The sequence below is a fragment of the Singulisphaera acidiphila DSM 18658 genome (assembly GCF_000242455.2).
In the GTDB taxonomy this organism is placed as follows: domain Bacteria; phylum Planctomycetota; class Planctomycetia; order Isosphaerales; family Isosphaeraceae; genus Singulisphaera; species Singulisphaera acidiphila.
This window is the reverse complement of record NC_019892.1, coordinates 1,327,815-1,349,977: the sequence shown is the minus strand read 5'-3', so window position 1 is coordinate 1,349,977 and position 22,163 is coordinate 1,327,815. Positions and strand designations below refer to the sequence as shown.

General features: G+C 64.0%; 14 protein-coding genes and 1 pseudogene. 13 read left to right on the top strand and 2 right to left on the bottom strand.

Going from position 1 to position 22,163, the window contains the following annotated elements:
- Nucleotides 1-45 precede the first annotated feature (45 nt).
- The 7 genes and pseudogenes from SINAC_RS05245 to SINAC_RS05215 all read left to right on the top strand — a co-directional run bounded on the left by SINAC_RS05245 (nt 46) and on the right by SINAC_RS05215 (nt 8,294).
- Nucleotides 46-1,338, top strand: a complete 1,293-nt coding sequence (locus SINAC_RS05245; protein WP_015244647.1) for an MFS transporter — start codon at nt 46-48, stop codon at nt 1,336-1,338.
- Nucleotides 1,335-2,945, top strand: a complete 1,611-nt coding sequence (locus SINAC_RS05240) for a ribulokinase (RefSeq protein ID WP_015244646.1) — start codon at nt 1,335-1,337, stop codon at nt 2,943-2,945. The genes SINAC_RS05245 and SINAC_RS05240 overlap by 4 nt, the downstream gene beginning before the upstream one ends.
- A gap of 587 nt (nt 2,946-3,532) precedes the next feature.
- Nucleotides 3,533-4,450 carry a hypothetical protein gene (locus tag SINAC_RS05235; protein WP_015244645.1) on the top strand — a complete coding sequence of 306 codons (918 nt, stop codon included), beginning with the start codon at nt 3,533-3,535 and terminating at the stop codon, nt 4,448-4,450.
- A 124-nt stretch (nt 4,451-4,574) separates the two neighbouring features.
- Nucleotides 4,575-5,681 carry a 4-hydroxyphenylpyruvate dioxygenase gene (gene hppD / locus SINAC_RS05230; RefSeq protein ID WP_015244644.1) on the top strand — a complete coding sequence of 369 codons (1,107 nt, stop codon included), beginning with the start codon at nt 4,575-4,577 and terminating at the stop codon, nt 5,679-5,681.
- 14 nt (nt 5,682-5,695) lie between these two features.
- Nucleotides 5,696-6,400: pseudogene (locus tag SINAC_RS05225) on the top strand (fumarylacetoacetate hydrolase family protein); the annotation flags it as partial.
- 101 nt (nt 6,401-6,501) lie between these two features.
- Nucleotides 6,502-7,674: a homogentisate 1,2-dioxygenase gene (locus SINAC_RS05220; protein ID WP_015244642.1), complete on the top strand. Its 1,173-nt coding sequence runs from the start codon at nt 6,502-6,504 to the stop codon at nt 7,672-7,674.
- An 11-nt stretch (nt 7,675-7,685) separates the two neighbouring features.
- Nucleotides 7,686-8,294 (top strand): flavin reductase family protein, encoded by a 609-nt coding sequence (locus SINAC_RS05215; protein ID WP_015244641.1) that lies wholly within the window; start codon nt 7,686-7,688, stop codon nt 8,292-8,294.
- A 119-nt stretch (nt 8,295-8,413) separates the two neighbouring features.
- On the opposite strand, the gene SINAC_RS05210 is transcribed toward SINAC_RS05215, so the two are convergent.
- A complete protein-coding gene (locus SINAC_RS05210; RefSeq protein WP_015244640.1) occupies nt 8,414-9,898 on the bottom strand; it encodes a hypothetical protein in 1,485 nt (494 codons plus the stop codon).
- Nucleotides 9,899-10,099: 201 nt separating this feature from the next.
- Between SINAC_RS05210 and modA the strand changes: the two genes are divergently transcribed.
- The 6 genes from modA to SINAC_RS05180 all read left to right on the top strand — a co-directional run bounded on the left by modA (nt 10,100) and on the right by SINAC_RS05180 (nt 16,150).
- Entirely contained in the window at nt 10,100-10,942 is an 843-nt protein-coding gene (gene modA / locus SINAC_RS05205; protein ID WP_015244639.1) for a molybdate ABC transporter substrate-binding protein, read from the top strand.
- Nucleotides 10,943-11,104: 162 nt separating this feature from the next.
- Nucleotides 11,105-11,788 carry a molybdate ABC transporter permease subunit gene (gene modB / locus SINAC_RS05200; RefSeq protein ID WP_015244638.1) on the top strand — a complete coding sequence of 228 codons (684 nt, stop codon included), beginning with the start codon at nt 11,105-11,107 and terminating at the stop codon, nt 11,786-11,788.
- Entirely contained in the window at nt 11,785-12,897 is a 1,113-nt protein-coding gene (locus SINAC_RS05195) for a molybdenum ABC transporter ATP-binding protein (protein WP_015244637.1), read from the top strand. The genes modB and SINAC_RS05195 overlap by 4 nt, the downstream gene beginning before the upstream one ends.
- Before the next feature lie 36 nt (nt 12,898-12,933).
- Nucleotides 12,934-14,016, top strand: coding sequence for an RMD1 family protein (locus SINAC_RS05190; RefSeq protein ID WP_015244636.1), 1,083 nt, complete (start codon nt 12,934-12,936; stop codon nt 14,014-14,016).
- Nucleotides 14,017-14,106: 90 nt separating this feature from the next.
- Nucleotides 14,107-14,724 carry a hypothetical protein gene (locus tag SINAC_RS05185; RefSeq protein ID WP_015244635.1) on the top strand — a complete coding sequence of 206 codons (618 nt, stop codon included), beginning with the start codon at nt 14,107-14,109 and terminating at the stop codon, nt 14,722-14,724.
- Nucleotides 14,725-15,028: 304 nt separating this feature from the next.
- Nucleotides 15,029-16,150 carry a cyanophycinase gene (locus SINAC_RS05180; RefSeq protein WP_015244634.1) on the top strand — a complete coding sequence of 374 codons (1,122 nt, stop codon included), beginning with the start codon at nt 15,029-15,031 and terminating at the stop codon, nt 16,148-16,150.
- A 69-nt stretch (nt 16,151-16,219) separates the two neighbouring features.
- Here SINAC_RS05180 and SINAC_RS05175 read toward each other — a convergent pair whose 3' ends face one another.
- Nucleotides 16,220-21,955, bottom strand: a complete 5,736-nt coding sequence (locus SINAC_RS05175; protein ID WP_015244633.1) for a tetratricopeptide repeat protein — start codon at nt 21,953-21,955, stop codon at nt 16,220-16,222.
- Nucleotides 21,956-22,163: the final 208 nt, after the last annotated feature.

The window sequence follows — 22,163 nt, the reverse complement described above, 5'->3', positions numbered from 1 at the left end:
CGTCACCTCTCCGTCGACCAGCGATTACAACGGGAGACCGCCTCAATGCAGCTCACCCAAGATGCGAGCGCGACACGCACCTCGTTCATCGACCAAATCGGCATTTATCCCCCCTTATTCTGGGGCTATGTCGGACTCTTACTCTTCATGATCGGCGATGGTGTGGAATCGGGCTTTCTCTCAAGCTATCTGGTCGAGCGAGGCCTTTCCAAAGAGCGTGTGGCGCTGATTTTTACGGTCTACGGCCTGACCGCCGCCATCGCCGCTTGGCTCTCGGGCGCTCTGTCCGATCTCTGGGGACCGCGCCAGGTCATGGGGATCGGCCTGGTCATCTGGATCATCTTCGAGGTCGCCTTCCTCGTGTTCGGGGTTGCGCCTGCGAGTTATCTTCATTTGCTGACAACCTTCGCTCTGCGAGGATTCGGCTATCCCTTATTCGCCTTCGGTTTCCTCGTCTGGGTCACGGCAGCCACGCCCCCGGCGCGGCTGGGGACGGCCGTCGGCTGGTTCTGGTTTGCCTTCACCGGGGGGCTGCCCACCCTCGGGTCGCTCTTCGCCAGCTATTCGATTCCGATCATCGGCCACTACGCAACGCTCTGGGCCTCGCTGGGGCTCGTCGTCCTCGGCGGTCTGATCGCCTTGATCGGGCTACGTGAGCCGACGGGAAGACAGCGGCTTGCGCCCCCGGATGAGAAACCGTTGAGCACTCTGATCTCGAGCGTCTCGATTGCCTGGCGCAAGCCGAAGACCGCGATCGGCTGCATCGTGCGGGTGATCAACACGGCCCCCCAGTTCGGCTTCCTCGTCTTCTTGCCGCTCTATTTCACCAAGACGATCGGCTTCAGCGAGGGGCAGTGGCTTCGCCTCCTCAGCGCGATCTTCCTGAGTAACATCATCTGGAACTTGCTCTTCGGGATCATCGGCGATAAGTTCGGCTGGAGACGGACCGTGGCCCTTTGCGGCGGAGTCGGCTCGGCTATCACGACGCTTATGCTCTACTACACACCGCATGCGCTCGGGGCGAACTACCCGTTGACGGTCCTCGCCGGGATCCTCTACGGGGCGACCCTGGCCGGGTACGTGCCGCTCTCCGCCTTGATGCCATCGCTTGCGCCCGAGAACAAAGGGGCGGCGATGTCGATCCTGAATCTGGGAGCCGGTGCGAGCGTCTGGGTCGGCCCTGCGATCGTGGCCGTCTTTCTGACCCCCTTGGGCGTGGGGGGAGTCATGTGGATCTTCGCCGGCCTCTACATGCTGAGCGCGGTGTTGACCCTCTTCCTCACGCTTCCCAACGACAAACCGACCCCAATTTCTCTGTCGACCTCGGAGGATCTGTGAGCATCGTTGCCGGCATCGACTTCGGTACGCTCAGCGTTCGCGTCTCCCTCTTCGACAGCGTCAAAGGAAGGCTCGGCACCGGAACCGGGCCCTATCCCTTGCATCGTCGCGGGGATGACCCCGAGCACGCCTCGCAGAGCCACGCCGACCACATGAATGCGCTCGTGGCGGCGATGAAACAGGCGATCGCCTCGGCGGAAGTCGATGGCACCAAGATCGAGGCATTGGCCATCGATACGACCGGCTCGACGGTCGTCCCCGTGGGTGAGAATCTCGAGCCGCTCGACGACTATTACCTCTGGTGCGATCACCGCGCATGGCGTGAAGCCGACCAGATCACCCGGGCGGCTCATGAACTGGGCCTCGAGGCGATCGACTGGTGCGGCGGCTCCTACTCGTGCGAGTGGGGCTTCGCCAAGCTCTTGCATTGGCTCCGAAGCCACCCTGAGACGCGGTCACGCTTCGTCACGGCCCTGGAGCACTGCGACCTGGCGACGGCCGTCCTCTGCGGCATCACCGACCCGCACAAAGTCCCTCGCAGCGTCTGCGCGATGGGGCACAAGTGGATGTGGAATGAATCGCTCGGCGGCCTCCCCAGCGACTCGTTTCTGTCTGCCGTCGACCCACTCCTCGCCGGGGTCCGCGATAAGTTGGATGGACGCTACGCCCGGTCCGACACCCTTGCCGGGACGCTGACGCCGGCCTGGGCGAAAATCCTCGGCTTACGGCCCGGCATCCCGATCCCGGTCGGCGCGCTCGACGCCCACTGGGACGCCATCGGCGCGGGTGTCCGCCTCGGGGACGTCGTCAACGTGATCGGCACGTCGACCTGCGTCATGGCCATCAGCGAACGTCCCGACCTGATCCCAGGGGTCGCCGGCGTCGTCCCAGGCTCCATTCATCCCGCCTACACCGGGATCGAGGCCGGACTCTCGGCCGGCGGGGACATCTTCGAGGCCATCGCCCGACGCGCAGGGACGGACCTCGGCGAACTCTCCCGCGCCATCAACGACTATCGAACGGGCCAGACCGGCCTCCTGCGAATGACCTGGGATAACGGCGATCGCAACGTCCTGGCCAACCCTCACCTCCGCGGCGCAACCTTCGGCTGGAACCTGGCGCACACCGCCGCCGACGACCTCTTCGCCGCCATGGAAGGGACCGCCTTCCACACCCGGATCATCCTCAAGCGGATGGCCGAGTACGGTATCCCGGTCCGTCGCATGATCAATACCGGCGGCGTCCCGCGCAAGAGTTCCGTGATCAATCGGATTTATGCCAACGCGCTCAACGTCCCGATCCTCATACCGACAGGCGACACGACCAGCCTCGGCTCGGCCATCTTCGCCTTCCTTGCCGCCGGTACGTTCTCAACCGTCGACGAAGCCCAATCGGCGCTCTGCTCTCCCTATCTCACCGTCGAACCCGACCCGAGAAGCGTAACCCACGGCAACGAGCTCTTCGCCCACTTCCGCTCGCTCTATTTCTCACTCGGCCGCGAAACGTCCGAGCCGGTCGCCCTTGGCCGCGTCTTGCCCGACTTGCTCCGAATCGCCTCAGAGGCCAAACGAAACGATGACAAACAAAAAGAAATTCATATTTTTTAAATAAAACACGTATCGCATCGCCCCGCCCACTCTTGAATGGAATTCCCTGGGACCGCGGCGCCCCGCCCGCTCTTCAATTCCATTCAAATTCAAATCAATAGAATTACGGGCGGGGCGCCCGCGGTCCCAGGGGGGAAGGGAAAGATCCTTCGGCTCCGTACATGGTGAGTGTGGAGACTCGTCACCAGAGGGGCCAAAGATCAAATGGGTGGATGTCCGCCGCGCTCCAATCCGAGGCAATCGCCGCGCCTCTGCCAATCCAACTTACCCCACAGGTCGTTCCTTGACCGGACCGTCAGGGAGACATGCAAGCCACCAAAGGCATCGTGTCTCCCAGGCCAGCAGCTTGCCCCAAGGAGGCAGCCGCATCTGGCTCCCCAGTCCTCCCAAACGCCCCATAGCCCGTCCGTCTGACAACGGGACATGCGTCAAGTTCGTGATTTTTTGCACAAGCATGACTCGCCTTCGAAAGCTGCGAATCGGGGGCTTGGCCACTGGCTACCCCCGGTGACCTGGAGTCGATCGGGCGTATAATAAATGATGGTCGCGTATCTTCCTCGCCTCGGACTTCGCACGAGGAGGCCATCATGTCTACCGCAGCACACGTCGATCACCTGGCAATTTCCGAACGGATCGAAGGCCGCCTTCAGCGCGGCGAGTTGACGCCCCGTCAGGTCGACAGTTACAAGGAGTTCCTCGAAGAGGTCGATCGTGACCTCTTTCACCACCGGGTCATCACCTCCAACGCCTATACCCGCTGGTTCCAGCACGGCGAGGCGACCGACGCCGAACTGCGCCACTTCATCCGCCAGTTCTCGGTCTTCTCGAACCAGTTCCTGGTCGCCGCCCTTCTGAGGGTCATCCACGCGCCAACGCTCCAGCAAGCGCGGGCCGCCAAAGAGATCCTCATGAATGAGCTCGGTGTCATCTACCACCGGCCCGATCGGGGCGAACATCGAACGGAGCACGTCGATGACGAGGGCAAGGATCGAGAGGGGGACCCCGAGCTGGTCAGCACCGAGGGAACGGTCGACGGCGGGACCTTCCGGTTTCGTGCCGCGCATTTCGAATGGCTCCTTGCGGTCGGCCAGGGACTCGGGCTCACCTACGATGATATGGGCCAACGGAAACACGGGCAGCCGTACACGCTCCACTTCTGCAATGAGTTGCAGCACCTCTATGGCAGCGAGGATGGGCAAATCTCTTGCGGGGCCAGCTTCGCGGTCGAGAACTGGGCGGCGGCCGGGTTCTGGCAGGAGTTGGAGGACGGCTTGATGCACATCAAGCAAACAAGGATCCCCCACCTCCGCCTCGCCTTCTTCACCTGGCATAACCGCGTCGAAGCTCAGCATGCCGGGCACGTCATGGAGGAACTTGAAGACGTGTTCTTCGCCCCTGACTTCGATCGCCACCGATTCTTCGAGGGTGCGCGCGGAGCACTCGAGGCCGTCGCAATGTTCTGGGACGGGCTGGAGATGGACCGGACAACTGGCATTGCCAACTGATCCCAAGAACATGCGTTTTTCCAAATTCCACCGACCGGTCCAGTCGGCCCGGTCGTATTTGGGAATAGGAATCGAGGAATCCACCTCGTCGTTCCGTAGGGAGTCCGACCGGAGGACGATAGATATGCCGCTGTCCGATATCGTGCTGAAGCGGATCGATCACGTCCGCATGGTCGTCGGCAACGCGCGCCAGTCGGCCTATTTCTACCGCAACGCCTTCGGCTTCGACGTCGTCGCCTACGCGGGGTTGGAGACCGGCGTGCGCGACCAGGCGAGCTATGTGCTTCGCCAGGGGGAGATCACGTTCGTGCTCTCCTCGCCCCTCCGCGCCGATTACCCCGAGAACGCCCGGCTCGTCGCCCACGGCGACGGTGTCGAGTCGATCGCGCTCGAGGTCGACGACGTGTCGGCCGCCTACGAGACGGCGCTGGCGCGAGGGGCGAAGGGCCTGACGCCACCGACCCTGCTGGAGGACCGCAACGGCCTCTACGAGTTCGCCAGGATCCGGACCTATGGTGACACGTCACACACGTTCGTCGATCGAGGCCGCTACCGTGGCGTCTTCGCCCCTGGGTTCGAACCGCTCGACCCGGACCGATACAGCCCCCGCACGTTTCACCCTGTCGGCCTCGAGGCGATCGACCACATCGTCGCCAACGTCGAGGAAGGGAAGATGGGGGAGTGGGTCGATTTCTACGCGCGGGTCCTCGGGTTCAATCTGCTGGTCTCGTTCGATGACAAGGACATCCGCACCGAGTACTCAGCCTTGATGTCGAAGGTCGTGTCCGACGGCCAGGGGCGGATCAAGTTCCCGATCAACGAGCCGGCCCGAGGGCGACGGCGATCGCAGATCGAGGAATACCTCATGTTCCACAACGGACCAGGGGTGCAGCACATCGCCCTGGCGACGGAGGACATCGTCTCCAGCGTGCGCGCCATGGCCGCCAATGACGTGTCGTTCCTGAAAGTCCCCTCGACCTATTACGAGACACTCCCGGACCGGGTCGGCCCGATCGACGAAGACCTGCAAGTGCTCGCCGAGTTGGGGATTCTCGTCGACCGCGACGACGAAGGCTACTTGCTCCAGATCTTTACCAAGCCGGTCGAGGACCGTCCGACCCTCTTCTTCGAGATCATCCAGCGCCACGGTGCCCGGAGCTTTGGCAAAGGCAACTTCCAGGCCCTGTTCGAGGCGATCGAGCGTGACCAGGCGCGGCGGGGGACGCTCTAACCATGCGCCACCCGTTGCCGCCCGTCGCCAGTATTCGCGACTTCTATGCCTTCGAGCAGCACGTGAAAACGTGCCGTGGCCACCGTGGGCTCGCCATGGCGCCGGAGTGGTACGAGGTTCCCGTCTTCTATTTCTCGAACCCCGCCAGCGTCATCGGCCACGAGGCTGAAGTCTTCGCCCCGAAGGGAAGCCGGGCCCTCGACTATGAGCTGGAGCTGGCCTGCCTGATCGGAACGGAGTGCCGCGACCTCCCCGCCGACGACCGGGCGATGGAGGTCGTGGCCGGGTTCACCATCATGAACGATTGGAGTGCCCGCGACCTCCAGCGCCTCGAGATGGCTGTCGGCCTCGGACCGAGCAAAGGAAAGGACTTCGCCACCTCGCTCGGCCCCGACCTCGTCACGCTCGACGAGCTTTCCGACCAATATCGCGACGGCCGCCTCCACCTGGAGATGACTGCCGCCGTCAACCACCGAATTCTCTCTCATGGGAACGCCGGTTCGATGTACTGGACCTGGCCGCAACTGCTCGCCCACGCCAGCCGTGACGTCACCCTCCGCCCGGGCGACGTCCTCGGCTCGGGCACAGTCGGCACCGGCTGCATCCTCGAGCTCACGCCCGAAGCCGTCGGCGGCTGGCTCAAGCCGGGTGACGTGGTCGAGCTCACCGTGGAACGGCTCGGGACGCTCCGCAACCGGGTTGTCGAACACCCCCCTTGAGAGCAATTTCGCTCGCCTCAACATCAAAGAAGAGAGGCGTTGTCAGATAGCTTCCGCGCGGCGTTTCACCCGTTCCCTCGAATCATCCAAACGGTGAACCCATGCCTCCCTATCTCCGGCTCGGCTCAGTCCCGCGCAAGCGGCACATCGCGCACCGCCACGAACCGGGCTTCGGCGGCGAAGGGATCGCTTACGAGGAAGTGATCACGGTCGCCGGCTTCGGCCGGGCCTACAGCATTGCCTATCACCTGAAGCCGCCGACTCGGGTGCGCAAGGTCGAGCCGGCAGGAACCATTCCGCTGGAGCTCGCCGACGAGCCCGCCCTGCGCCATCATCACCTTCGGTCATGGGGACTCGATCCTTCCGGCGACCCGGTCACGGGACGAGTTCCGCTCCTGGTAAACGCCGACCTCACCCTGGCCCGCTGCCGGCCCGCCAACCGGCAAGCCGAGCTCTACCGCAACGCCGGCGCGGACGAGGTCCTGTTCGTGCACCAAGGCAGGGGAACGCTGCACACGATGTTTGGCCCGCTCCCCTTCCGGCCGTTCGACTATGTGGTCATTCCCCGCTGCACCACATACATGGTCGAGACCGACCCCGTGGAACCTCTCGACCTGCTCGTGATCGAGTCCACCGGCCACTTGACGATTCCACCGAGATACCTCAGCCTCGACGGTCAGCTCCGCCTGGGCGCGCCCTACGGCGAGCGCGACCTGCACGGCCCGCGCCTGGGCGATCCCATCGACCGCGAGGAGGAAACGACCGTCCTGATCAAGGATGGCCGCCGTCTGACGCGCTACACGCTGGCGCATCACCCGTTCGACGTGATCGGCTGGGACGGCATGCTCTACCCGTATACGTTCAACGCCGACGACTTCGAGCCGATCACCGGCACAGTGCACCAGCCGCCCCCCGTCCAGCAGACGTTCGAGGCCCCTGGGTTCGTCGTCTGCACGTTCGCCCCACGGATGCTCGACACTCACCCCGAAGCGATCAAGGTGCCGTACGCCCACTCCAATGTAGAGGCCGACGAGGTCCTGTACTATGTCCGTGGCCGGTTCGGCAGCCGGCGAGGGGTCGAAGAGGGCTCGCTGACCTTGCATCCGCGCGGAATCCCACACGGGCCGCACCCGGGGACGATCGTCGCAAGCCGCGATCAGACGCGCACCGACGAGCTGGCCGTGATGGTGGATACCGCTCAGTCCCTATCCTTGACGCGGCAGGCCGCCGGGCTGGACGATCCCAAGTACCCGTTCAGTTGGCTGGAATCCTAAGGCGGCCCTCCATGCTGATCGACGTCTCCAAAGCGGGCGTGCTCGAGTCGTACCACATGCTCGTTGATGTGGTCACACCTCGGCCGATCGCATGGGTCACCTCGCTCGACCGCGAAGGGCGAGTCAACCTTGCGCCGTTCAGCTTCTTCAATGCGTTCGGCGCCAACCCGCCTGTCGTCATCTTCTCCCCGTTGCTTCGCCGCGACGGCTCGAAGAAGGATTCGCTCCTCAACGTCGAGGCCACCAGAGAGTTCGTCCTCAACGCCGCCGTCGAGTCGCTGGCCGAGCAGGTCAACCTCTCCTCCAAGGAGTTGCCCCACGGCACCAGCGAGGTCGAGCTCACGGGTCTCTCGTTACTCCCTTCGCTCAAGGTGCGTGTCCCGCGCATCGCCGAGGCACCGGTGAACCTCGAGTGCATCGTCCGCCAGATCATCCCCGTCGGCGACGGCCCGCTCTCCGCGAACCTGGTCATCGGCGAGGTCGTGGTCATTCATATCGACGACCGCATGCTCGCCCCTTCGGGTCGTGTCGATCCCCGCAAACTGCGCACGATCAGCCGGTTGGGTGGAGATGACTACAGCCGGACAACCGACCTGTTCTCCATGAAACGCCCCTCCTGAGCGAACCCGAGGCCGCTGCATCACGGCAACGACGAACACAAAAGAAAGGCCGGATCGCACTCGAACAACGTCGAGGGATCCGGCCCCTTTTGGTTCTGCTTTTGCCTGGCTTACCTTGCTCAGCCGTGGCCATAGCCACGGTCAAACGCATCGAGCTCACGAAGATGTGCCGAATAGGTCGTGCGGAAGGTGTCCGCGTCCACCGACCACTTCGGGGCATCCTCGGTGTGGCGGTGACAGTGCTCTTGCACCAGGCGATGGAGAAACTTGAAGAGTTGGCGAGGGGTGCGCAGGTTGCCGAGTGAGTCTTTGAGCGTATCGTCGCTGATCGCCTCATCGATCAACTGGCGAAGCCTTGGCCCTTCGCCGTTGGTCGGCGCACCCGAGGCTGACCCGATCGCGCAGGCGCGAAGGCGATCACCGGCGAGGTCGTAGAGCGAAGGACCAGTCCAGCGCAGCGGCTTGACCAGGTTCAACTTGTCGGGACGGGCCCGGTCGTAGAACTCCTTGTCTTCCTTTTCAAGGTAATAGGCTAGCTCGATCGGCAGGAGCAGCTTGACCCCCAGGCCGGGATGGCGGAGGAATTTGTGATCCAGGAGCGGCCAGATCAGGGCCCGCATCTTGCGCGGATCCCCCTCGACCTGCTGCGGCTCGTCCACCCGATCGATCAGGACGACGATCCCGGAATAGCCCAGCGTTTTCAGGACCCCCTGGAACTTGCGGAGCAGCTCGTAGCGTTCCTCGCCGCCGGTCCCCGAGGCCGTGGGCATGGGCTGCCCGCTCAGCTCGCTCGGCTTGAACCAGAGCAGTTCCCAGCGCAGGGCGGCGGGGTCGCGGCTGAGCACGCGGAGGCCCTTGCGGATGTCGCTCGCGAACCATTCCGCGCGGGCGATTCGCCATCCCCAGTAGAGCCAGCCCAGCACGATCGGGACCAGCAACCAGGGCAAAACCGTCATGCTCCGCATCATCGGAAACAAGGCGATCAGACCGATGACGAGCAGGGTCGTGCCGAAGCCGATCTGCAGGTCGCGCCGGCTCCATAAGGGACGAAAGCCCGACCGACGCCGTAGTCGGCTCCAGCGGCGTTCGATCGGCTCGCCCGTCGATTGATCATAAAACGCGGCCAGGAGGAGCAAGTCGCGGCGCTGATCCAGGCTCAGAGCCGAGAGGTCAACCCGGTTCGCCGTCAGGGCGTCAACCAGTTGGGTCACCCCCTGTGCGAGGATGGCGTCCATATGGTCTTGGAGCCGCCAGCGCGTCAGGGCTTGTGCGGTGTCTTTGGCGCGGACGGCCGTCTTGAAATGGTCGAGGTAGGGGTTGAAATCGTCATAAGAAATGACGAAGACGCGCCCGTCGGGGTGCTGTTGATTGTAGGCGTCCATCTCGGCCGTCGCTTGAAGCCGAAGCGCCGTCTTACCGCTCCCCTTTTCACCGAAGACGAGCGCCGTCGACGGGTCGGCCGGACTGCCGAAGAATTTGTCCCAGGCCGGATGGTGAATCGTCGCCATGCAACGCCGCTTGAAGACGGTATCGGTTTGCGCGTCTTCCTCGCTGAACGGGTTGCCGTCGATCCCATGATGGCGGAGAAACTGCTCGGTCTTCATCGTGAATTCTATGCTCCTGAGACGACTTCGGTCCTCCCTGGGGGACCATTCCGTCTTAACCGATCACACCCCCGCACCGCAATCGCAGGCGAGTTGACGGCGGGACCATCGGGGTCCTACGATGATGATCCAATCGGCATGTTGTCCGCAATGGCCTGGACCGCCGACGCGAATGGCTCATTATAATAGGACGCCGCCGCCATGACCCGGCCCCTTTCCAGTTCCTCGTGGATTGTTGGCCTGGCAATCGTACTCGTCTGCGGTGGTTGTCATTCGCCTGCCGAGCCGAAAGGGCAGGGGCCAGCCCACGAACCCTTGCGGATCGCCGCTGCCAGCGATCTCCAGACCGTGCTTCCCATCCTCGCCAAACGGTTCACCGAGCAGACCAAGGTCGAGCTTACCTTGACGTTCGGCTCGTCGGGCATGCTGGCCGAACAGATCAAGGCGGGCGCACCGTTCGACGTCTACCTTGCAGCGAACCAGTCGTTCGTTCAGAAACTTGCCGCTGGCGGGTTCATCCAGCCTGATTCCATTCACCCCTACGCCCAAGGGTCGCTCGTGCTGGCAGTCCATCGCGAGTCGGGGGGAGCGATCGAGAGCCTCGCGGACCTGGCAAAGCCCGAGATCAAGAAAATCGCGTTGGCCAACCCCGAGACCGCACCGTACGGAGCGGCCGGGAAGCAAGCGCTGGAGCGGTCGGGCCTCTGGTCGAAACTCGAACCCAAGATCGTCCAGGCCGAGTCCGTTCGCCAGGCCCTCCAGTTCGTCCAGTCGGGGAACACCGAGGCCGGCCTGGTCGGCCGGGCACTCGCGAATCTCCCCGAAATCCGCGTCGTTGACGTTGAGCCAAGCCTCTACGATCCGATTATCCAGGCCTTGGGCATCGTGGCTCGCACCGAGCGGACCAAGGATGCCGGGACATTCACCGAGTTTGTCCTGGGCGACGAGGGGCAAGCAATCCTGAAAGACGCAGGGTTTGCCAGCCCCCTGGCCGGAGCCAAAGCGGCCTCAAAGGCTGGCTTGTTAGACGCCTCTCGCCGATGATCGAGTGAAGCTTCTTGCCAGGTAATCGGCCTGACTGAAGGCCCAAGGATCGACAGAAGCTCTCCCACACAAGCAATTATAATAATAAATATCAACAATTTATTATTCAATTCACGGTCTGCTGTAGTGACTGAGGCGAGGGGATTCGATTGCGAGAACACCGTGAGTCCTGACGAATTGGCCCCACTCTGGCTCTCGCTGCGGGTTGCGACGCTGGCCACGCTCGCGATCGTCGCGCTCGGGGTCCCCGTCGCATTGGTGCTGGCACGAGGCCGGTTCCTTGGCAAAGGGCTGATCGCGGGCTTCCTGGTCCTGCCGCTCGTGATGCCACCGACGGTCCTCGGCTATTACCTGCTCCAACTTCTCGGCCGCCGCGCCTGGTTCGGGGCCTGGCTCGAGCGAACCTGGGGGGTGACGATCGTCTTTCACTGGTCGGGGGCCGTACTCGCCTCCGTGGTGGCCGCGTTCCCGCTCTTCCTGCTACCGGCCCGGGGGGCGTTCGAGGGAGTTGACCCCGCGCTCGAGGACGCGGCCCGGCTGCTCGGTCGGCGCGAGCTTTCCGTCTTCACCTCGGTCACGCTCCCGTTGGCCTGGCGCGGCCTGGCAGCCGGCGCCATCCTTGCGTTCGCACGCGCCCTGGGCGACTTCGGCGCGACCCTGATGGTGGCCGGCGACATCCCCGGCCTCACCCAGACGGCCTCGCTGGCGATCTACGACGCGGTGCAGATCCCCGACGCGGCCCATGCCGCCCGGGCCGCCCGCCTGACCTTTTGCGTATCAGCGATCTCGATCGCATCGCTTCTGCTCGTCCAGTGGACCTTGCCCACACCGGAGCGAAGGCGTTGAGCGCGACCGACACCCTCGAGCTCCGGCTCACGCGGCGAATCCATGCCGACTTGACGCTCGACGTGGAGCTTGGCTTGAGCCGCGAATGCGGGGTCGTCTTCGGCACCTCCGGGGCGGGCAAGACCACCTTGCTTCGCCTAATTGCCGGCCTGGAGCGCCCCGATCGCGGCAGGATCCAGCTTGGCGAGACCGTGCTGTTCGATCATGAATCGAAGGTCAACATCCCGTTGCGCGAGCGCCGGATCGGGATGATTTTCCAGGACGACCTTCTCTTCCCCCACCTCAACGTCGCGGCCAACATCCAGTTCGGCCTGAAAGGCGAACCGCTCAATCAGGCGAAGGCCCGCATGGAAGAGGTCGCGGCCTTCTGCGGGGTGAGCCACCTCCTCGAGCGGCGAACGGCGACGCTCTCCGGCGGCGAGCGCCAGCGGGTCGGCCTGGCGCGGGCCCTGGCCCCGCGCCCTCGGCTCTTGCTCTGCGACGAGCCGGTCTCGGCGCTGGACCTCGCAAGTCGCCACGCCTTGATCGAACGGCTGCGGACCGTCCAGCAAGCCGAGGCGATCCCGATCCTCTACGTCACCCACAGCCCGGTCGAGGCGATCGCGCTGGGGTCGCGTCTCTTTCTAATCTCGCAGGGGCGGATCGTCGATCGAGGGCCGCCGCTCGACGTGCTGGCCGCCTCGGGCTTGGGCCCTTCGGGCCGGCTCGAAGGGGTCCGTAACATCTTCCGGGCGCGGGTCGAGTCCCATACCGAGGGCGGGGGGGAAACGCGGCTCCGCCTGATCGACGGCCCGATCCTGGTCGCCCCTTTTCACGATCGGCCCCTCGGGACCAGCCTGGCGGTGGAGATCCGTGGTGATGAGGTCTTGCTCGCCAAGGGTCCGATCGAAGGGCTGAGCGCCCGCAACGTGATCCACGGCACGGTCGATCGCATCGTGGCTCACGGCTCCGAGGCCGAGGTCCTCGTCCACACCGGGGCGATCACCTGGATCGTGAGCGTGGTTGCGCCGGCTGTTACCGCCCTGGCGCTTGCCCCTGGCTCCGACGTCCACTTGATCGTCAAGGCCCGAAGCTGTCTCATCCTGGATGATGGCCTTCGGGATGAGTGATTGACCATTTTTCTCGATGCATTGTCATGAGATCCCATGGAATTACTCGACGTCACAATCCACCTGGCCGTCGCTTTTGACATCGGCTACGAGATCGACCTCGAAGCCGCCCGCGCCCTCCTGCCGGGAGAATCCGGTCCGCTCGCCCGACGCAGGCGGACCCCGGAATCGATCCGCTACCGTCCCGCCCCCTTGCGCGTGGCGATCGACCCCGGCGGGATCGTCCTGCCCGGCGGGAGAACAACCCTTCACCCGCCCCGCGCCGAGTTATCCGTGTTCGACTTCGGTGCCCTGTCGCTTACCGTGCAATTCCCGATCCGGATGTCGCCTGAAGAAATCCTGACATTAGCAGGCGAACTCGCCGATCCCGCCCCGTTGAACGAGGCCGCCCGGCGGGTCGTGACTCCGTTGATCGACCGGCTCCGCCCGGCGATCACCGGCCTTGAGGTCAGCGAGCTCTGCGAGGAATACATTGTCTTCCAGATCGACAACGCCCCCATCGATTGGGTCGCCGACCATGCCGATTGGATCGCCAGACTCGTCCGGCTCGAACCCGACCCGTTGAGCACAGGAGAAGTCGCCGAGGCAAACCGGCTAAGCATCTCGTACACGCCGACCGACCTGGTCACGCTCGACTGGGCAGCCGGGTTCGTCGCCGACCGCGACTGCGCCGATACCTTGCAGGTCATCGAGTTCGCCAACGTCCAGCTCCTCGAGTTCCGCCACATCGACGACCGCCTTGACGACAGGCTCGAAGCCGCCTACAAGCTGATCGGCACCGGCCAGCGCGAACGCTGGGCTCCCCCTTCCTGGCGAATGCATGGCGCAGCGATGCGCAACGTCCGCGAGCTCGAGATCGAGGCCACCAGCCTGTTCGAGCGGGCCGACAACGCACTCAAGCTGATCGGCGACCAGTACCTCTCTCGTGTCTTCGACCTTGCCTCAACCCGCTTCCACCTTCGTGGCTGGCAAGAGTCGATCCGCCGCAAGCTCGACACGGTGGGGGACGTCTATGATCTGCTCGTTCAGCAATCGGGCGTGATCCGCATGGAAACCCTGGAAATCATCGTGATCTTGCTCATCGCCATGGAGATCGTCCTGGCCGTCTACAGACACTGAGCCGACAGCCCGTATCCCACCACGTTCGGGCTCGTGTAAAATCAACATAAGGGGACACCTGGAAATCCTTAACTTGGGGGAGGCAGAGCCATGACGCGGTTGACGATGGTTAGTGTTTTCGTCATCCAAGGATTGGTGACCTCGCTCGCTTTGGCACAACCGGCAGGGGCCTCGAAGCCGGAGGTGGTGGCCCCTCACCCTCAGTCAGGGTACAAGGTCGCCTTCTGGTATAATCACACTCGCCCGATCCAGTCGTTCCAGTATCAAGTCTACGACCTCGCCAAGGGGCAGTACGACCACCAAGCCGTCAGCCACTGGCTCGACCTCATCAAGTCGCAGTTCCCCGGCCATACCGCCTATGTGAAAGACATTTTGCCGGTGCGCGAGTCCGGCAAAGACGAGCATGCAGCCCTGATGGCAGCCATCGAACGGGAAAAGCAAAAGGTCAGAGAACTGATGGGTCGCACTGGCTCTGAGAATCAACCGGTGCCGAGCCAGGAACGCAACCGCCCGACCGTCACGAGCGACGTGACCCGGCCGACAGACTTCGGAAGTTTGATGCACCCGTCCATCTCGGGCTACAGCCCATCGAGATCCAATGGACGTACCTCCTTCGGTCGTTCGTTGAGCGGATCGTCGCGGTACGATTACGCCCCATCGACTCCGTCTTTCCCCTTCCCTTACCCCTATCCACGGCCGCACCCCTGACCTTCAGATCACCGCCAATGTCGAGCAGCCAACCCTGGAGGGAGCGTGGATCATCTTCAAGCCGGGCCGGACGTTGAGGCTGACCTGGCGGCCATGCCAACTTCGCCCCTCCCAATTCACACTCCTTTTCACAGAAGCAATAAACCAAAACCATACTGATTCCATGCGCATATCTGACCGATACATCCGACAATCGGCAACGCATCCGCCTGTTCGCTTTTCTCCCTGAAGATCCCGTCCGTTGCGTCGGCCGGCGGGCCAGCGGTCGCTTCACGACCCTGCTTGAACGGGAGGACTATCCCCCATGGATCCCTTACTGCCGGATTGCAGCCCCTCCGCGCCTCGCCGAAAGTTACGCACCCGGGCCGCAATCTGCCTGCTCATCGTTTGCGCCATGCTGGTGAGCATCGTGACCGGTCCCTGGGCGGGGCGGACCTTCCTGGCGCGACGGCTTGTTCTGGGGAGCGCGGCGGCAGGATACCGGTATCACCTGGTCGGAAACCCAGGCGACGTGGTCACAGCCACCCGCCCAGGGCTCGTTCTTGAGGGGGGCGATACCGATATCGTCGAATCGTTCCAGTGGATGATCGACCGGTCGGGCGGTGGCGACTTCCTCGTCATCCGAACTTCCGGCACCGACGCATACAATAAAGACATCTTTGACATAACCACACCCCGTGGCCAGCGAGCCGACTCGGTTGCGACGCTGATCGTCACGTCACGGGCCGCGTCGTTCGACCCGTTCGTGGCCCGGACGATCCGCTCGGCCGAGGCCCTCTGGATCGCCGGCGGTGACCAGGCGATGCATTACGCCCGGTGGCGCCAGTCACCGGTGGCCGACGCGATCCACGACCTCATCGCCCGTGGCGTACCAGTCGGCGGTACGAGCTCGGGCCTGGCTGTCATGGGCGAGTACATCTACACAAGCGAGGGTGACGGCCCCAAGGAACCCCACCTTACCTCGACCCAGGCGCTCCGCAACCCGTCTCACTCCCGCGTGACAGTCCGGGATGACTTCCTCCACCTCCCTTTTCTCGGTGGAGCACTCCTCGAACCGCACTTCGTGCAGGAGAGCCGCTACGGCCGTATGGCCGTGTTCTTGAACCAGGTTGCGGCCGGTGACCGGGGGCGTGAAGTGCGAGGCATCGGGATCGACCGCAAGACGGCACTCCTCGTGGGGTCCGACGGCTCGGCGCAGGTGATCACCGGCCCCGACCACCCCCACGGCAAAGTGATCCTCTTCCGCTTGACCACTCCATCCGCCGTGACCGACCAGAGTCGCGCTCCCATCGTCGCCGAGTTCGAGGCCCTGGAATTCCACCGCGAAGACACAATCGATCTGCTCCGCTGGGGAGGGACCGACGCGACAGCATATCGCATGTCGATCGACGGCATGGTCCTCAAAATGGCCCAGCAAAAGAACTGACACACGACAGCAAGCACTTCTTATGAAATAGTCGGCGATCTTCCCCGGCCGGAACGCCCTCTCTCAAGATCACTCCCATTGCCTCGCCCGATCGTAGTATTGCCTCATGGTCGCCACGATCCGCTTCTTCTCGTTGAGAGCGACGAAAAGGATCAGGAGAATGCCCAGGGAGAGCATCACGCCCCAGCGGGCCAAGGCGTTCTCTGCGCTCACACGGCCGACCTGGTAGACAACGTCGAGGACGAAGCCGACAAGCCCGAGCCAAAGGAACGTCTGGATCCGCAGGCCGATGCCCACGAAGATCCCGATGAGGGACAGCAGCAGAAGGGTGAGCCAGGCACCAAAGCTGTGAAACTGCCAGATGGGCAGGGCCAGGGAGGCGTAGACCAAGGTCAGGCCGAGCCCTCGGATCGCGTTGACGATGTCGTTGCCGAACTCGCGGCGGTTTACCTCGGCAAAGAGGATGGCCGACAAGCCGACCGGGATCAGGAAGAGCTGGGGATGGTCGGCCAGCCGCCAGCCCACGCGAGACCAGGCGATCCAGAGAATGGCGTTGAGCAGGACTGCGGCCGCATAGCCGAGCGACTTCCACTGCCTCGTGTAGCAAGCCACAGCGTAGAAAGCGGCCGTGGTGAAGAGGAGGAAGAGGCTGAGCTCGTCGAGACGACCGTCCACGATCGCCATGGCCGGCGGGATCAGGGGCAGGACGAGCGACACGTACAAGGTGGGCCGGGCATAGAGATTCATCTTGAGGCGTTGCATGACCTCGGAGAGCCCCAGGTCGAGATAGCCGAGCAGCGTGAGCACGGCGGCGTCAGTCGCGACCGAGACGGGGAAGAAGTACCGGTAGTGGAAATAAGCCCCCAGAAGCGTGGCTTGTGCAGCATAGATGAGCCACTGTGCATTCCAACGGCGGGCCACCAGAACGTCGAACCCGGCCGCGACCATCAGGATGCCGACCCCGCCCAGCGCCACACCGTCCCCCAGCGCGATGGGACTTAACGTCAGCGACGCAATGGCTGCCACCGCCCAGAACGATCCCAGGAGCGACACCTGCTCGAGAGCGCGCACAACCCGGCCGCGTGACGCCACACCCCACGATTTCCGCCTGAAGTCTGTGGTCCGCAACCAGCTTCCTACGGACCAGAGAGCGAGGATCGCCGCAGTCGTGCCCAGGGCGAAGTCGAAGGCCCAGGGAGTCGCCCCGGCGATCCAACGCGGGCGTGCCAGTTGGAACACCAGCAGCGAGCAGAAGGCACACCAGGTCAGGCCCCCCACAAAGGCAGGCGCCACCCGATGCCGGAGGATCGCCTGAGTACCCAGCGTCAGGGTCGCCAGCAGTAGGGTCCCGATCGTGATCGTTGTCGAGGTGAGGTCTCCCCAGGTGAACGCACAGGCGATCAGGGTGAGGAGAAAAGCCGCTCGGTCAGCGAGGTGGACGCGACGCGCCGAGACGCTGACTCCCACCTCGCCCCTCGTGTCGAAGAGGACGATCGCCAAGCCCAGCCCGGCGGTCAACAGCGGGATGACGTTCGTGAAGCGGCCGACGGAATTGACAAAGGTCGGGGAAATGCCAAGCCACCAGAGGAAGAGCGTCAGGACCACGTAGAGACCAATCACCCGGTTCTCGCCGAACCGCCCCCCCTGACCCATGACGTAGACCCAGGCCAACACCAGCGCCGGGCCCACGGAAGTCCAGCCTGCCTCCATCATGAGGGTCGAGGGAACATCGCCGAGGAAGACCCAGGCAAAGGTCGCGAGCCCCACCAACAGACCCGTCAGGCTTCCTGCGATCGTGAAGACGAGGAGCGACCAGTTTTCGAGAACTGAGCCGGCCCCAACCTCATCGATCCCGAATCGTTGGCAGAGCAGCGGCTCGACCCTCATGAGGTCCCGGCCCAGGACCAGCCAGAAGACGGCCAGCAGCAGCCCGGCGAGCAACCAGCCGGCCGGCATGGTGACCAGCGGGTCGACGGCCATGAGGTATCCCGTTGAGGCGAGCGTGGCGAACGCGTGGACCCAGGCCGAATCGTGGTAAGCCTTGAGCATCAAGAGGCAAAAGATCGAGAGACAGAGTGGCACCCAGGCATGAGCCGACCAGGGCAGATCGTGCGAAAGAACCGGCATGATCACGAGAGCGAGAGCCGCATATCCACAAACAACAGCCACGTTGAAGAACGGAAACTCGAAAGCCAACGGAGGGATTTGCAGACGCCGGCAAAGCCTCGGCCCCACTCGACGTGCCGCGACACCGAGCCCCCAGAGCGCAAACGCCCCGAGCACAGCGCCTGCCATTCGCTGGTCGGCCGTCAGGCGCGGAAGCAGAGTCAGGTTGAGCACGCAAACGAGAGAGCCGAGAACCGCGTAGAGCCAGCCGGACGAGGGGAAACTCTTGACCATCAGCAGGAACGCGAGTGCGATCAGGGACATCGCGACCGGGGACGAGAGCGACGCCGGGATCGCCAGCACAGTTAGCACGAGTGAAGAGATGAAGAGTGGCCTGGCATAAACACGGATACTCTCGGCCCTGCCGGACCGGAGAGCGAGCAGTCCGATCCTCCAGAATCCAAGGCCCTCGACAACAGCCACAAGGCCGAGGATGTAGGCCTTCGAAGGGTCGGACCGGCCGACGCTGAAGAGGGTCAAGTAGGTCGCGGAGACCAAGGCGCCGACCGCCCCGTAGGTCAGACTCGGCGTCTGCCAGATCGCAGTGAGCAGGATCAGAACAAGACTGTCCGCCAGCAACGCAACGGCGCTGGCGGGATAAGCGTCGCGCGACACGAATCGTGCGAGCAAGGCGAGCAGAAAGACGACGGCCGTCATCCCCAAGGCGCTCGTGAAGCACGGGACGGCGTAAAAATCGTCGCCTCCCTCACGACGCACGAGAAACCCGGTTCGCCAGAGAGCCAGCGCTGACACGGCGGAGATCAGGGCCAAAGCGCCCAGACCCATCCCCGGATCGGTCCAGGCCAGTCGTCCCCAGCCAAGCACGAGCTGCGAAGCCACGACGAGTCCAATGCCAAGATAAACGAGAGCCCCCTCACGGCGAAACCGGGTCAGCCAGAGCCAGGCCACTCCCCCCAGCGCCAAGGTTGCGGACTCCAGGACCATCGGGCGGATCCCTCCCCCCGCCGCCATGATCACGGCCAGGAAGACGCCAATCAGCACGGCGTCGGGCAGCCCCTTGAGGAAGACGCGCGAACGGGTCGTCGTCCTCCCCTTCAAGCCCTCCATGACCGCCATCAAGATCAGCGTCAGGGCCGCCGTCACCACGCCGGAGGAAGGCGAGAACCAGGCCCGATGACCCGTCGCGAGCGCCAGCCCTCCCAGCGAAGCCCCGAGCAAGCCCGCAGTCGTGAGAGAGACCAAGGGAACATAGGGCAAGTCGACAACAAGAACGACGCACAGCCAGGCGGCGATCAAAAACGTTGAGGTGGCCGCAACGGAGGCCGGCGCGGGGGGCATGACCGACAGGCCTGCCGCGACCATCGCCGCCACGGCCAAAACCAACGCCACGTGGACCAACGGCATGCGATAGGCGTCGGGCACGCGCCATCTTTGCCCGAGGCGACCCGCCCCCCCGATCGTGAAACCAAGAGTGACCGCGCCCAAAGCACGGGCCGCCAGAGTCACACCCGGAACAAGCATCGACCCGGACAGCAGCGCTCCGGCGAGGGCCGAGCAAGCGAAGTAGACCCCCCTCGGCTCGGCGAAAAGCGGGACCGCGATCGCATAGAGGATCGAGTAACCGGACATGCAGAGGACCGCAGCCTTGGGCTCGAAGGCGCTCAGGACGCAGGCGACGATCGAGAACGGAACGCCCAGGTAATGGCAGTGCCTGGCGAGCCGCTCGTCCTTCCATCGCCTCGCAAACTGGAGGGCCAACAGGGCGAGCACGGCGTTAAACACCAGCCCGTTGAGCGCTTTGAACGGGAAAGGGAGTTTCTGGCGGTAACCCAGGGCCTGGCGAACGAATTCCTCAACCGAGTGGACCAGGTCGACCAGGAAGTAGAACGCGCCAAAGTATCCCAAGAAGAGCGACCCAAACGCAAAGTAGAGATAGGCCGGGTGACGGTCAGCACGGAGCAAGGCCCCATAGAGCGCCAGGCCCAGGAGGGCCGTCGCCAGGATATTGCCGCTGTAAAGGGCCGAGAGACCAGGGGGCCGGGACAAGGCCAAGGCGAATGCCAGGGCGGAAAGAATCAAGCCGCCGAACCGCATGAGCAGGATCCGTCGCCGATCCTTCTCGAATCGAACCTGGTGAAAGGCCGTGTGGACGAACGCGATCGCCGTGAGCATCACCGGTACGGCAAACAGGCAAGGGTGTAGCCCCGGTTGCATCACGGCGGCTGTGCGGAGCAGCCCGGACAGGAAGGCGAACGTCAACAGTCCCAGCGAGAAGTAGGCAAAATCACGGTGTTCGTCGTCACTCTCGGCCTGATACCGGGTGTTCAGCCACCAGACACTCCCCAAGAAAAGCCAAGGGGGGATGAGGAACGCGGAGACGCCCCACGCATAAGTGACGCCCCGCGCGGTTGCTGCGTCGCAGGCGCTCAGAGCCACGAGGGCGACGGCAAGAAAGGTCGCCCCGCTCCGCCAATCCAGGGCCCGAGCCACCAGACGGGTCACGAAGAAGAGGGCGGTGACGTCGAGACCCAGCACGACCAGACGCGAAAACGTCGGGGCGATCAAAAGCCGCATCTCGCCCGCGAGCATGAAATTGACCGGGACGACGATCAGGGTCGTCATGAGCATCATCCGCCCCGCGCGCTCGGCCCCCCAGCGCACCAGGCCCGCGCCAAACGCGGCGAACATCAACGTGTAAACCAACGCCAGCGAACACTTACCGACCGGCGACCAGAGCCGAGGTCCCAGCAGCAAGTGCGCCCCGACCGTCGAGCTGACCACGATCAAGAGGACCGCCAGGCAGAGGATCAGCTTCTGCCAGTGCTCCTCGAGGAACTCCCCCGCGACGCTCGACCAGGAGAAAGCCGGCCGCGCCGGCTCGGGATCAGGTTCAGGTTCGGGTTCGGGCGCTCGCTCGACGGTTCGTTCCTGGGGCAAGAGAACGTGAGGGGCGGCCGGCAGACGCTTCTCGATCTCACGAACCCACTGCGGCCAGACCTCATTTTGCGGATGCAGGAGGCTCAAACGCCGATAAAGTGCCAGCGCCTCCTCAAGCCGGCCGACCCGCCGCAATGAGAAGGCGAGCAAGACCATGGCCTCTGGGTGGTCGGGATGACGTTCGAGCCAAGGGCCGCAAAGCGCGATCACCGTGCGATCGTCGCCTTGCTTCACGGCCTCCTGAGCCGGCTCGAGCGTTTCAACCGCCAGGGCCGGCTCTCGTTTTGCGTCTTCTTCCGCCAGGGGAATTTCCGCGGTCGCTCTTGTGGGGCGGGGTTCGACAGGCCTGGCCTCGAGTTCCGGAAATCGCTCCCCAGCCTCGGCCGCGAGGGCCTGCGCCTCGTCATCGCGTCGGAGGCGGTGCAGGAGACCGATCGCCGTACTCCAACCCTCCAGGCGGCCGGGTTCGAATTCCCGGGCTCGATTCGCCCAGACCAGCGCCTGCGACGGATTCGTCGCGACGAGGCTCCGCGCGGCTTCCAGCGCCGCCTGGAACCGGCCGACCCGCTCGATCTCAACCCGACGCGCATGGGTTTCCGAAACGACCGTCGCGTAAGCCTCGGCCGAGATCAGACCCCTGGCGAGCATCGTCTCCAAGCTTGTGAGCAGGTAGGTGATCGACGCCAGTTCACCCTGCTCGGCAGGAGTCAGCAAAGGTCTGAGGTCGAAAGTTCCGTCCACATGTGACTCCCTCTGGCGGAACGGTTGGCACTTCCTGTCCCATTTCCCGGCAACATCCGCCGCACGAATATGAGCGCCGATCGCGTTTGTGACAACGAGGCACTGCCCAAACGAGGCGAGATCGTGCCACGCCCGCTCAAAAAAAAATCGGATAATGGTCCGAAGGGACCGAAGGCCAAGGCAATGAATCCCCGCCGGAGAGGACCAT

Coding starts and splice junctions, on each gene's coding strand:
- hppD (WP_015244644.1), top strand. CDS start 4,575: ATGCCGCTGTCCGATATCGTGCTGAAGCGGATCGATCACGTCCGCATG.
- SINAC_RS05190 (WP_015244636.1), top strand. CDS start 12,934: ATGGAATTACTCGACGTCACAATCCACCTGGCCGTCGCTTTTGACATC.
- SINAC_RS05180 (WP_015244634.1), top strand. CDS start 15,029: ATGGATCCCTTACTGCCGGATTGCAGCCCCTCCGCGCCTCGCCGAAAG.
- SINAC_RS05210 (WP_015244640.1), bottom strand. CDS start 9,898: ATGAAGACCGAGCAGTTTCTCCGCCATCATGGGATCGACGGCAACCCG.
- SINAC_RS05220 (WP_015244642.1), top strand. CDS start 6,502: ATGCCTCCCTATCTCCGGCTCGGCTCAGTCCCGCGCAAGCGGCACATC.
- SINAC_RS05215 (WP_015244641.1), top strand. CDS start 7,686: ATGCTGATCGACGTCTCCAAAGCGGGCGTGCTCGAGTCGTACCACATG.
- SINAC_RS05185 (WP_015244635.1), top strand. CDS start 14,107: ATGACGCGGTTGACGATGGTTAGTGTTTTCGTCATCCAAGGATTGGTG.
- modA (WP_015244639.1), top strand. CDS start 10,100: ATGACCCGGCCCCTTTCCAGTTCCTCGTGGATTGTTGGCCTGGCAATC.
- SINAC_RS05235 (WP_015244645.1), top strand. CDS start 3,533: ATGTCTACCGCAGCACACGTCGATCACCTGGCAATTTCCGAACGGATC.
- SINAC_RS05245 (WP_015244647.1), top strand. CDS start 46: ATGCAGCTCACCCAAGATGCGAGCGCGACACGCACCTCGTTCATCGAC.